The 11,684-nt window shown below is 34.7% G+C and carries 11 protein-coding genes; 3 read left to right on the top strand and 8 right to left on the bottom strand.

Translation table 11 applies throughout. From position 1 onward, the window contains the following. Positions 1-119: 119 nt before the first annotated feature. From FPG59_RS02740 to panC, 8 genes are all read right to left on the bottom strand, one after another. Positions 120-650, bottom strand: a complete 531-nt coding sequence (locus FPG59_RS02740; RefSeq protein ID WP_086453090.1) for a hypothetical protein — start codon at positions 648-650, stop codon at positions 120-122. A gap of 209 nt (positions 651-859) precedes the next feature. Continuing rightward, complete coding sequence (locus tag FPG59_RS02745; protein ID WP_086453091.1) at positions 860-1,261, bottom strand: heme-binding protein; 402 nt, start codon at positions 1,259-1,261, stop codon at positions 860-862. A gap of 213 nt (positions 1,262-1,474) precedes the next feature. Beyond that, the gene (locus FPG59_RS02750; RefSeq protein WP_086453092.1) at positions 1,475-2,023 is read right to left on the bottom strand and encodes a YbhB/YbcL family Raf kinase inhibitor-like protein; all 549 of its coding nucleotides are present in this window, start codon (positions 2,021-2,023) and stop codon (positions 1,475-1,477) included. Between the two features lie 87 nt (positions 2,024-2,110). Then, positions 2,111-2,950: an AraC family transcriptional regulator gene (locus tag FPG59_RS02755; RefSeq protein ID WP_086453093.1), complete on the bottom strand. Its 840-nt coding sequence runs from the start codon at positions 2,948-2,950 to the stop codon at positions 2,111-2,113. A 32-nt stretch (positions 2,951-2,982) separates the two neighbouring features. Next, positions 2,983-4,344 carry a DNA repair protein RadA gene (radA, locus tag FPG59_RS02760; RefSeq protein WP_086453094.1) on the bottom strand — a complete coding sequence of 454 codons (1,362 nt, stop codon included), beginning with the start codon at positions 4,342-4,344 and terminating at the stop codon, positions 2,983-2,985. After that, positions 4,344-5,492, bottom strand: coding sequence for an alpha/beta hydrolase-fold protein (locus FPG59_RS02765; RefSeq protein WP_086453095.1), 1,149 nt, complete (start codon positions 5,490-5,492; stop codon positions 4,344-4,346). The genes radA and FPG59_RS02765 overlap by 1 nt, the downstream gene beginning before the upstream one ends. Before the next feature lie 254 nt (positions 5,493-5,746). Then, a complete protein-coding gene (gene panD / locus FPG59_RS02770) occupies positions 5,747-6,097 on the bottom strand; it encodes an aspartate 1-decarboxylase (RefSeq protein WP_086453096.1) in 351 nt (116 codons plus the stop codon). Positions 6,098-6,111: 14 nt separating this feature from the next. Further along, positions 6,112-6,960, bottom strand: coding sequence for a pantoate--beta-alanine ligase (gene panC / locus FPG59_RS02775; protein ID WP_086453097.1), 849 nt, complete (start codon positions 6,958-6,960; stop codon positions 6,112-6,114). Positions 6,961-7,068: 108 nt separating this feature from the next. Between panC and FPG59_RS02780 the strand changes: the two genes are divergently transcribed. Genes FPG59_RS02780 through glmS form a run of 3 tightly spaced genes read left to right on the top strand, consistent with a single transcriptional unit; the run spans position 7,069 to position 11,420 of the window. Continuing rightward, positions 7,069-7,875: a glycogen/starch synthase gene (locus FPG59_RS02780; RefSeq protein WP_086453098.1), complete on the top strand. Its 807-nt coding sequence runs from the start codon at positions 7,069-7,071 to the stop codon at positions 7,873-7,875. A gap of 20 nt (positions 7,876-7,895) precedes the next feature. Further along, on the top strand, positions 7,896-9,563 hold the full coding sequence (locus FPG59_RS02785) for a DUF4270 domain-containing protein (RefSeq protein ID WP_086453099.1): 1,668 nt from the start codon (positions 7,896-7,898) through the stop codon (positions 9,561-9,563). A gap of 9 nt (positions 9,564-9,572) precedes the next feature. After that, complete coding sequence (gene glmS / locus FPG59_RS02790; RefSeq protein ID WP_086453100.1) at positions 9,573-11,420, top strand: glutamine--fructose-6-phosphate transaminase (isomerizing); 1,848 nt, start codon at positions 9,573-9,575, stop codon at positions 11,418-11,420. The last annotated feature ends 264 nt before the right edge of the window (positions 11,421-11,684 follow it).

Below are 11,684 nucleotides of genomic sequence, written 5' to 3' on the forward strand. Positions count from 1 at the left end.
GGTGGCTAAAATAGCAACTTTTCCCTTGTTTTGTATACAGTTAACCTAAAGTTTAATAAACCATTAGCATATAGATAGTTTAGGACTATTTTACTTTTGAAAGCAGTTGTGGCAACAAACTACTTATTTTGTAATTCTTCTGCTAAATCTAGCAGTAGTAAATCTACATTTTGTTTTTGTGTTCCGTATTTTATTTGGAGTGGAGAGCCTTCACCCATTCGGTTGTAATATTCCACTGCTTTATGGGCAAAAAAGCGTTTGTGAAAATGAGAAAGTTCAGGAATTTGCGGGTATTGTTCATGAAAAAGCATTTCATAATAAGCCTGCCATTCCCTTTCGTTTTTATCATGAATGGTGTTTTCGGGCGTTTTTTGTGCCACGTGAATCATCTCATGCAGGAGTAAGTTGAGCATTAAATGAAGCGGATATTCAAAAGCGTTCTCCGGTATCCGAATAACTTGTGGTTCACCCAAAGCACCTTCGGTAGTCATTAGGATGAATTCAGGCTTTGCTTTTTCTCTGAGTTCAAAACCTTTAAAGTTGGGGTGTGTAAGGCCGTATTCTTCCATCAAGAACTTTGCTGCAGCAATAGTTTCTCCCATTTCATGAAAGGAGTTTACAATTTGTAGTTGGTCTTGATAGGTTTTCATTGTAGGGTAGTAGTGCGGTTTATTTAGGTTTTTGTAGATGCCAAATGCATGGTAAATATACTTTATTTGTTTTTATTAAATAGGCTTCAATCAAAATGTAGTTGATTTTTATTCCTAGTCAAGTTATTATTTGATCTTCTCTGACTATAAATAAAAAAGCCTAACAAAGCAAAAGTTTGTTAGGCTGTCTTAGTATGTAGTTTTGTAGGTTACAGGATCGCTTTGGCTCCAAAGTCAGCTACAAGGTGATCGTCTTCTATGGTGCTGCCGCTTACTCCAATAGCTCCTATTACTTCACCAGCATTGTTTTTGATAACAGCACCTCCTGGAAAAGTAATCAATCCGCCATTACTGTGCTCTATGTTGTATAGCGGAGCATCTGGTTTTACTAACGGCGTTAAAGTTGCAGTATCCATGGTGAACCATGCAGATGTTTTTGCTTTTTTGAATGAAATGTCAATAGATCCTATCCAAGCGCCATCCATTCTGGCGAATGCTACTAAATTTGCACCTGCGTCTACTACGCAAATGTCCATTTTAGTTCCAATTTCTTCTGATTTGATTTTTGCTGCAGCAATTACAGCTTCAGCTTGTTCTAATGTAATGTTCATTTTTTATACTTATTTGGTTGTAAATTGGCTAATTAATTCCGTTGGAGTTGCACTTAAAGCTTTGCTGATTGGGCATCCAGTTTTACCGCTTCGGCTAATTCGTTAAATTATGTTTCGCTCATACAGCTAACTTCACCCGTTAAATGTAATTTGATTACGGAGATTTCAAATCTTTCGCAAGCAGCGTCGAGAGTTACTTTGACTTTACTTTTATTATCTTTTATAATGTGCTACAATAGTTGCTTTTGCAAGGGTATTGGCCCATAAGTTGTAACCAACTAACTCTGGGTTAGCAGTAGCCTCTAGTCCTAGTTTGTCTGTTTTTAGTGCGTAAACGGTGAAGATATAGGTATGAATACCATGATCTACTGGTGGACATGGACCACCAAAACCAGTTGCCCCAAAGCTTGTAGTACTTTGTACAGTTCCCGCTGGCATTAAATTTAAGGCTGGATTTCCTGCTTTTGAAACAATTTCGTTCACATTGGTTGGGATGTTAAATGCTACCCAATGCCACCATCCTGCTCCTGTAGGTGCATCTGGATCGTAACAAGTAATGGCAAAACTCTTAGTTCCCTCAGGAGCATTTTCCCAACTTAATTGTGGCGATGCATTGTTTCCGTTACAGCCAAATCCATTAAATTCATTTTGAATGGTAAAGGATCCGCCCATATCTTTACTGCTTAGTGTAAATGTTTTTTGAGCAAAAAGCGTACTTGTAAATAGAAGTACTGCTGATAAAAATAAAATTGATTTTTGCATGGTGAATGGTTTTAAATTACAATGCAAAAGTCATTAATATAGAGGTAAACTCTAAAACTAAAAAGTTCAAAAAATGTTGCTAAAAGTTCAAATATTGATTTGTGATTGTTTGGGAGTAGTTCCAAATTTGTTTTTGTAAGCTTGAACAAAACTAGACAAATTTTCAAAGCCTATTTCTTCGTACACATCAGAGGCGCGCATTTTTTTGGTTTGTAGTAAGTAGGCTGCGTGTTCTAATCTTTTTTCTTGGAACCACCTGATTGGACTTGTTTGAAATTCTTTATCAAAGTTGCGTTTAAAAGTGGAAACACTCATGTTACATAAAAACGAAAGTTCTTGGATGCTTAAATTGTTCAAAGCATTTTTGTGCATCGTGTCTACAAATGATTTTGCCGATGGATTTTGGTGATGTACAAAATTCAATAAAAAATCGATTCCCTTCATTTGAACGAGGTACAGAAGGATTTCCTCAAATTTTAACGGCAGCATTTTGTTGATAAAATCAATAGGTTGCGTTTGAAGGTGAACCAAACTCTTAACAATATTTTGAATTACACGATCGTATTCTGTAATTATAAATGAATCGTGGTTTTGTTTATGATTATTCTTGTAATCGTATTTTTTTAGAAAGTCTTCAACGGCTTTATCAGAAAAAAACAGCAGCATGCTGCGGTAATTTTGGCTCAAAGAAATGCTTTCGCTCATCAAGCAATTACCAGATTTGATAATGACAAATTTATCATTTTCTATGCGCGTTGTATGGTTTTGGGTAATGAGTTCTTTGGTTCCGTTGAGTAAAAAACTAAAAACATTTTTGGAAAGCTGCACCTTGTTTTTATTGATGCTTTTTGAAATAAAATATTCATACAGTTGTAGTTCACTATCGCTGTTGGTTTCTATTTGCTCAGGTAAATATTGAATTTCCATTTTATAATTTAAATTTTCTACAATAAATATAGTTATCCAAATAGCTCACTTGCTACATCTTCTATTTTAGCGACCATCCTAATCTGTATTCCTGTGTTTTTTAAAGTGATTTTATTGTATTTGGATACAAAAATGGTCGAAAAGCCTAGTTTTTCTGCTTCTTGAATGCGCTGATCTACTCGGTTTACAGGACGTATTTCACCCGAAAGCCCCACTTCGCCTGCAAAACAAAAATCTTTATTAACCGGAATGTCTTCATTTGAGGATAATATGGAAGCAACCACGGCCAAGTCAATAGCTGGGTCGTCTACCGAAATTCCTCCCGTGATGTTCAAGAAAACATCTTTGGCGCCAAGCCTAAAACCAGCTCTTTTTTCGAGTACTGCCAAAATCATGTTTAGTCGTTTGGCATTGTATCCTGTGGTACTTCGCTGTGGCGTTCCGTAAACTGCGGTGCTTACGAGTGCTTGAATTTCTATCATCAAAGGGCGCATTCCCTCAAGAGTTGAGGCAATTGCCGTTCCTGATAACTCCTCGTTTTTATGCGAAATTAATATCTCTGATGGGTTGGCTACTTCTCGTAATCCGCTACCGAGCATTTCATAAATGCCAATCTCGGCCGTAGAGCCAAATCTGTTTTTTAAAGAGCGTAAAATTCGATAAACGTGATTGCGGTCTCCTTCAAACTGTAAAACGGTATCGACCATGTGTTCTAGAATTTTAGGACCAGCAATGTTTCCGTCTTTGGTGATGTGCCCAATTAGAATGACAGGAATATTGGTTTCTTTGGCAAATTTTATCAATTCGGCGGTAGTTTCCCTAATTTGAGAAATACTCCCAGGTGTTGATTCAATATAGTCCGTATGCAAAGTTTGAATGGAATCTATAATTACAATCTCTGGCTGAATGGCTTCAATTTGTTTGAAGATGTTTTGTGTCTTGGTTTCGGTCAAGATGTAGCAATTGTCTCCGCTAGGCGTAATCCTCTCGGCACGCATTTTTATTTGTTTCTGACTTTCCTCGCCGGATACGTACAAGGTTTTGTAGGGTAATTTTAAGGAAATTTGCAGTAAAAGCGTACTTTTTCCAATGCCTGGTTCACCTCCCAAAAGAATTAAAGAACCGGGTACAATGCCACCTCCTAATACGCGATTCAATTCGCCATCAGTAGTGTCCATCCGAATCTCTTGCGCCGAATCAATTTCATTTATACGCAGGGGTCTTGGTGCTTTGCTAGTTGGCGTCGGTTCGCTTTTCCAAGCCACTTTTTCTTGTTTCTGAATTATTTCTTCGGCAATAGTGTTCCATTCTTTGCAAGAATTGCATTGTCCTTGCCATTTGGCATATTGAGAACCGCAATTTTGGCAAAAAAAAGTAGTTTTTACTTTTGACATTATTTTTTTGGTATTTGAGTAATCATATCCTCGTATTTTTCAAGCATCATTGTTTTAGTCAAATCACCTATTTCTTCTTGTTGAGATGCTGTTTGATAGTATTTTGCTGCTCGTTTGGGGTCGCCCAATTTTTCATACATTAAACCCAGTTCATAATCTGAAAGCATGGATTTTGGATAGTTAACCGTTGCAATTTCTGCTAGTTGTCCCAGTTCTGAGTAGGCTTTATTTTTTAGTATTGCTGCTTCTATAGCTTTAAAATCATTGAGTCTTACTAGTGTTCTTAAACCTAAATTTTCATAAAGAGTATCATAGCGTGCCACTAAATAGTCTACATAACCAGAGGGTAAACTGGCTATTTTTTCACTAAATTCTAATGAAGAAATGGGTTTGTAAGATTCGAAGAAATGGTAAAGCGCATTAGGAATTGCTTGAAGTACCACAGCATAATGTGATGTGTTTTTAAAATTATCAAATTTATAGTGTACCAATGGATTTTTAACTTCCTGCAAGCCGGCGTCTAGGTTTTTGATGCCGTTTTGAATTTTTCGGATGTCGCCATCTCCATTTGCTTGGTAATAAAAAATAGATTTTTTGGTTTTTAAAAGTTCATCCGGTAATCTTTCCTGCATACCTTTTGTAAGTTCAGGAGCAAGTGAAATATAGGCTTGAAATAGCGGATTTTCTTTGTACAAAAAATAGTTTAAAAACCCTGCGGTAGTGTCATGTCCAGCTATGATTCTAAATGGTGCTGTGGGATATTTTTTTTCTAGATAAGGGATCAATTCTCCTCCTATAAAATTAAAAAACTGGGCTCCTTTACCAGTGAGTTCATCCTCTATGTCATCATGCATAGAGTCATCTATGCGTTCGTTTTTTTGATTTTGATGAATGCCAACAATAATGGTTTCAGGAAGATCATCCCAGTAGGCACCATATTGTAACGCTCCATAAAAAGGATCAAATAAATAATCTCCATCTAAAAGGATCAAGATTGGATATTTTTTATTTGGATTTTTTTCTATTGATAGCGGCAGGCTTATAGTCAGTTCTCTCTTCTCTCCGAGTATTTGAGAATCGAATGTAAAGGATGTTTTTTGAGAAAAAACGGTCACGCTAAACAGCAATAATAATAGTGTTTTTTTCATTACAAGGTTAGATTTGGTAGGGGTCTTATTTTATGTGTAATTTACAAAGCAAGATACTATAATATTTGTTTTTTATTGCAGGAGTTCCCTTTTTTTATGTTGTAAGTCGTGATTTAGCTGTGATTTTAGGTTTTTAATTGGTTTGCGTTTCAATTAGGTTTCTCTATTTTTTTTACAAAAAAACCACAAACACTGCCTGTAACTAAGGTGCGTGTTTGTGGTAGTGTCATTATAACCCACTTGTGCTAGTGGATTTATGTTAGTGAATTGTCATTTTCATTAGGGAAAATAACCCATGGTTTAAATGTTTTTGCTTCCTCAAAGTCCATGCCTGCATACGAAATAATAATAATGATATCATCTTTTTGTACCTTTCTGGCAGCGGGACCGTTTAGTGTAATGGTTCCGGAGTTTTTTTCTCCTTTGATTGCGTAGGTTTCAAAACGTTCTCCGTTATTGATGTTTACAATTGAAACTTTCTCACCTTCAATAATATTAGATGCTTCTAACAGTGATTCGTCAATAGTAATAGAGCCGATATAATTTAAATCTGCTCCGGTTACTTTAACGCGGTGAATTTTTGATTTTAAGACTTGGATTTGCATGCTACAAAGGTAAATTAATTTAATGAAATGGTATCAATCAATCTAATATTGTTGACTATTACCGCTATAAAAGCTCTGTATTTTTTATTTTTATTTTTTCGAGTGCAGGTTAAAAGTGTAGCTTCGTCAGCAATCGTAAAATATTCTAGGGTGAATTGTGTGTTATTTTCAAACGCTTTTTGAACCCATTTAGAAATCGTAAGCGTGCTGTCTTTTGAGAATTTTTCTTTTGCAGTTCTTAAAATTTTGTAAATCAGTGATGCTTGCTCTCGTTCTAGAGGCGTTAAGCGTTCGTTTCTGGAACTCATAGCAAGATTGTTTGCTTCTCTGTGTATGGGACAACCTATAACATTTACTGGAAGTTTACTTTTTGAAACCATCTTTTTTACAATTTGTAATTGTTGGAAATCTTTTTCTCCAAAATAGGCGTTGTTGGGAGTAACAATTTCAAACAAACGTTTTACAATGGTACCTACGCCATTAAAATGACCAGGTCTAAACTTGCCCTCCATTTGGTTTTCAAGTCCATCAAAATCAAATGATTGGGAAGTTGGTTTTCCGTCATAAATATCTTCAACAGTTGGTGCATACAAAATAATACGGTCGTCTAGATTTGTAAGCTTTTTAACATCTTCTTCAAGAGTTCGGGGATATTTTTCTAGATCCTCTAGATTGTTAAACTGTGTAGGGTTAACAAAAATACTAACCACTGTAGCGTCATTTTCTTGCAATGATTTTTTCATTAATGCAAGGTGACCTTCATGTAAAGCGCCCATTGTAGGAACAAACCCAATAGTCTTTTGACTATCTTTAATAGATTTTAAATAGTCCATCAAAGGTGCTTTTCCATAGAAAATTGGCATGGCAGTATTATTAAAATTAAATGCAAACTTACTATTTTAGTTAATAACTGCATAAATTTTTGTAATTTTGCGTGGTTTTTATTGCCAATAAATAAAGTAAATTACAATATGAAAGATAAGAGGATATTATATGTATCATCTGAAGTGGTGCCGTATCTCGCTGAAAACGAGGTCTCTTTAATGTCTTATGACGTTCCAAAAATGATTAATGATCAAGGTGGACAGATAAGAATTTTTATGCCAAGGTATGGAAATATTAACGAGAGAAGACATCAATTACACGAGGTAATTAGACTTTCGGGGATGAATTTGGTAGTAAATGATTTGGATATGCCCTTAATTATTAAGGTCGCATCGATACCAAAAGAGCGTATACAAGTTTATTTTATTGATAATGATGACTACTTTAAACGTAAAGCAACTTTTGCTGACGAAGAGGGTGTTATGTATCCTGATAATGATGAGCGCGCTATTTTCTTTGCAAAAGGTGTAGTAGAAACAGTAAAAAAACTCAACTGGGTTCCAGATATTATCCACGTTCATGGATGGTTAGCAGCTATGTTGCCTGTTTATATGAAGCATTTTTACAAAAACGAAGCTTTATTTTCAGAAACAAAAATTGTAACATCTGTTTACAGTCAGTCTTTTGATGGTACTCTTGATGTTGAAATGATCAACAAAGTAAAATTTGATGGTGTTCCAGAAGATGCAATAGCTGATCTTGAAATCCCTAATTACGAGAATATTATTAAAACCACCATAAAGCATTCTGATGCAGTGATTATCGCTTCTGATTCACTGACGCCAAGTTTAACAAAATTTATAGAATCTTCAGGAAAACCTTTTTTACCTTTCGCACCGAAAGATGCATTCGCCGAGGCGTATACAAATTTCTACATAAACGAAATGCTTTAAATTAACCCTTTTTAATACATATGATTAATAATTCTTTATTCAAGAAAGTTTTCCTTGGTTTAACTGTAGTTTTTATGGCTTCATGCGATAAAGATTTCAATGAAATAGGTGGTGATTTATTAGGAGATAACAATTTTGAACTCAATAAACAATCGTTCGGCGTAACTGGCTACAATCAAAAAACAGGAGTTGTACAGACTAATAATTTAGATGTAAATGCGCTTGGAATTTATAATAGTAGCAATTTTGGTGAAACTACTGCTAATTTTAACACTCAACTTACATTAGCTACAGCGGTAACCTCTGTTAGTACAAATCCTTATGTAGAAAGCGTAATTCTAACGGTTCCTTATTTTGTTGATAATAGCCAAACAAAAAATAATACTAATGGTTCTCCTACGTATGTATTAGATTCTATTTATGGTCCTGAAAAAGCCAAGATGAAACTAAGTGTTTATGAGTCAGGTTTTTTTATGCGTGATGCTGATCCTAATGGAGGTTTTCAGCAACAACAACGATATTTTTCAGATCAAAATGCAGACTTTGATAATTTTAAGAAACCAAATCGTTTAAATGATAGTTCTGATAAATCACAAAACGATGAATTTTTCTTTGATGCTACTGCAAAAAAGACTATTACTAAAGACACAGTTACAAAGGTTGAAACAACTACTTATGGTCCGCCTGAAATGCAGTTGAATTTGAATAAAAGTTATTTTAAAACCCGAATTATTGATGCAATTAACTCTGGGAAATTAGCAAATAATGATGTTTTCAAGAACTATTTTAGAGGTTTGTATTTTAAAGTTGAAAAAGCTGCGGGTAGTCCAGGAAATTTAATCATACCTAACTTTAAAAAAGGAAAAATTACCATTAAATACAATGAAGATTTAGTAACTACAACAGGAGGAGTTACAACAACTACTCGTGTTAAAAAGACAATCGAACTTGAGATGGGTGGGAATTCAGTTAGTTTATTGAGTAATGATTTTTCTGCTAGTGGTTCTGCTTACAATAATTTGCCTTTTACAGGAAATACTACTACTGGTGATGATAAGCTTTTCTTAAGAGGAGGAGAAGGTTCTCTTGCTGTAATAGAACTTTTTGATAAAACTGATGTCAAAGGCTACACTGCTGCGGGTACACTTACGAGTGCAAACGGAATATCTGATCAGTTAGATGATTTAAGATTTCCTGCTGATGGGAAAAAACTTTTGGTCAATGAAGCTAATTTAGTTTTTCATATAGATGCCGCTACAATGGCTAGTGGTGTGGAACCTCAAAGAGTATATTTGTATGATTTTACAAACAACCGAGTACTATTTGATTATGCTGTAGACGATACTGATAATACTTTGGATGCCAAGAAAGGAAAAGTAATTTATGGCGGTCAATTAGTTAAAAATGCAACTACAAAAAGAGGTGCTTCTTACAAAATTAGAATTACCAACCATATTCGGAATTTAATCAACAACAAAGACTCTACTAATGTGAAGCTTGGACTTGTTGTTACTGAGGATATAATTAAATCTACCTCATACAAAGTAAAATCAGCCAGTTCATTTGTACGTGAAGTACCTGTTGGATCAGTTATGAATCCTTTAGGAACTATTTTATTTGGAGGGAATAGTTCTGTTCCAGCAGATAAAAGATTGAAACTTGAAATTTATTTTACAAAACCTAATTAAGAAAAAAATATGTGTGGAATCGTTGGATATATTGGATATAGAGAAGCTTACCCTATAGTTATTAAAGGACTAAAAAGACTAGAGTATAGAGGTTATGATAGTGCTGGTGTTATGCTTTTTGATGGGGAAAATTTAAAATTTTCAAAAACGAAAGGTAAAGTAGCAGATCTAGAACAAAAAGCATCTCAAGAAATAACCACCAACGGAAGTATAGGGATAGGACATACACGTTGGGCTACACATGGTGTTCCAAATGATGTAAACTCACATCCACATCTTTCAAATTCAGGAGATTTAGCTATTGTTCACAATGGAATTATTGAAAATTATGCTCCGTTAAAAGCAGAACTTTCAAAAAGAGGATACGTTTTTCATTCTGATACAGATACCGAGGTTTTAGTAAATTTAATTGAGGAAGTGCAGAAAAAAGACAACTTAAAACTAGGTAAAGCAGTTCAAGTTGCTTTAAACCAAGTGGTAGGTGCTTATGCAATTGCTGTATTCGATAAAAAAAATCCAAATGAAATTGTTGCTGCTCGTTTGGGTAGTCCACTTGCTATTGGTGTTGGAGAAGGTGAATATTTTGTTGCCTCAGATGCATCTCCATTTATAGAATTTACATCAAATGCTATTTATTTAGAAGACGGTGAAATGGCTAATATTAGGTTGCATAAACCTATGAAGGTTCGTAAAATAAAAGATGATTCGCTTGTAAATCCTACCATTCAAGAGCTCCAAATGAATTTAGAGCAAATTGAAAAAGGAGGTTATGATCACTTCATGATGAAAGAGATATATGAGCAACCTAACGTAATTAAAGATACTTACCGTGGTCGCTTGCATGCTAATGAAGGTTTGATTCAAATGGCAGGTATAGAGGATAACTTAGAAAAATTCTTAAACGCTGATCGTATTATTATTGTTGCTTGCGGTACTTCGTGGCATGCAGGATTAGTAGCTGAATATATTTTTGAAGAATTTGCAAGAATACCTGTAGAGGTAGAGTACGCATCTGAATTTAGATATAGAAACCCAATTATAAACAAAAAAGATATCGTTATTGCAATTTCACAATCAGGTGAAACTGCAGATACAATGGCTGCCATTAAATTAGCTAAAGAAAACGGTGCTTTTGTTTTTGGAGTTTGTAATGTGGTAGGTTCTTCTATTTCAAGAGAAACTCACGCGGGTGCTTACACACATGCGGGTCCAGAAATTGGGGTTGCCTCTACCAAAGCGTTTACTACTCAAATTACTGTTTTAACAATGATTGCTTTGAGATTAGCAAAAGCCAAAGGAACTTTGTCACACTCTGCATTTCATACATACTTAGAAGAACTTGAAATCATACCCGAAAAAGTAAAAGAAGCTCTTGAAACGAATGCTAAAGCACAAGAAATAGCTGCTGTGTTTAAAGATGCTCCTAATTGTTTATACCTTGGTCGTGGCTATAATTTTCCAGTTGCACTAGAGGGAGCTTTAAAGTTAAAAGAGATTTCATATATACATGCCGAAGGATATCCTGCTGCTGAAATGAAACATGGACCTATCGCATTGATAGATGAATCTATGCCGGTTATTGTTATTGCACCAAAACAAGGTCACTATGATAAAATTGTAAGTAACATTCAGGAAATTAAATCCCGTAGTGGAAGGATTATAGCTGTAGTTACAAAAGGGGATACACAAGTTAGAGAGTTAGCTGATTATGTGATTGAAATACCTGAAACCTCAGACGCTCTATCGCCATTAATTACAACAATACCTTTGCAATTGTTATCCTATCATATTGCAGTAATGCGTGGTTGTAATGTGGACCAGCCTAGAAATTTAGCAAAATCAGTTACTGTTGAATAAATAGTAATTGATAGAATATAAGTTTAACCCCGAAATTAATTTTCGGGGTTTTTTTTATGACTACTATTTTTGCCTCTTTTATATGAAATTTATTCTTTTAGCTCCTGATTTTTATAGTTTTTTGCACTTTTACGAAATAGCTAAAAATTATGATAATAATTATGAAATATTCATTTTTTGTATGCATGCATAATGAAAACCTTTTTTTAGGGCTTAAAAATTAACAGAAAAATAACAATCACAAAATATGAATTAATCGTAATT

This window comes from Flavobacterium sp. FPG59 (genome assembly GCF_002150205.1).
GTDB lineage: Bacteria > Bacteroidota > Bacteroidia > Flavobacteriales > Flavobacteriaceae > Flavobacterium.

Excerpts from the sequence above, each read along its gene's own strand:
- FPG59_RS02740 (WP_086453090.1), bottom strand. The coding sequence starts at position 650 with ATGAAAACCTATCAAGACCAACTACAAATTGTAAACTCCTTTCATGAA.
- FPG59_RS02745 (WP_086453091.1), bottom strand. The coding sequence starts at position 1,261 with ATGAACATTACATTAGAACAAGCTGAAGCTGTAATTGCTGCAGCAAAA.
- FPG59_RS02750 (WP_086453092.1), bottom strand. The coding sequence starts at position 2,023 with ATGCAAAAATCAATTTTATTTTTATCAGCAGTACTTCTATTTACAAGT.
- FPG59_RS02755 (WP_086453093.1), bottom strand. The coding sequence starts at position 2,950 with ATGGAAATTCAATATTTACCTGAGCAAATAGAAACCAACAGCGATAGT.
- radA (WP_086453094.1), bottom strand. The coding sequence starts at position 4,344 with ATGTCAAAAGTAAAAACTACTTTTTTTTGCCAAAATTGCGGTTCTCAA.
- FPG59_RS02765 (WP_086453095.1), bottom strand. The coding sequence starts at position 5,492 with ATGAAAAAAACACTATTATTATTGCTGTTTAGCGTGACCGTTTTTTCT.
- panD (WP_086453096.1), bottom strand. The coding sequence starts at position 6,097 with ATGCAAATCCAAGTCTTAAAATCAAAAATTCACCGCGTTAAAGTAACC.
- panC (WP_086453097.1), bottom strand. The coding sequence starts at position 6,960 with ATGCCAATTTTCTATGGAAAAGCACCTTTGATGGACTATTTAAAATCT.
- FPG59_RS02780 (WP_086453098.1), top strand. The coding sequence starts at position 7,069 with ATGAAAGATAAGAGGATATTATATGTATCATCTGAAGTGGTGCCGTAT.
- FPG59_RS02785 (WP_086453099.1), top strand. The coding sequence starts at position 7,896 with ATGATTAATAATTCTTTATTCAAGAAAGTTTTCCTTGGTTTAACTGTA.
- glmS (WP_086453100.1), top strand. The coding sequence starts at position 9,573 with ATGTGTGGAATCGTTGGATATATTGGATATAGAGAAGCTTACCCTATA.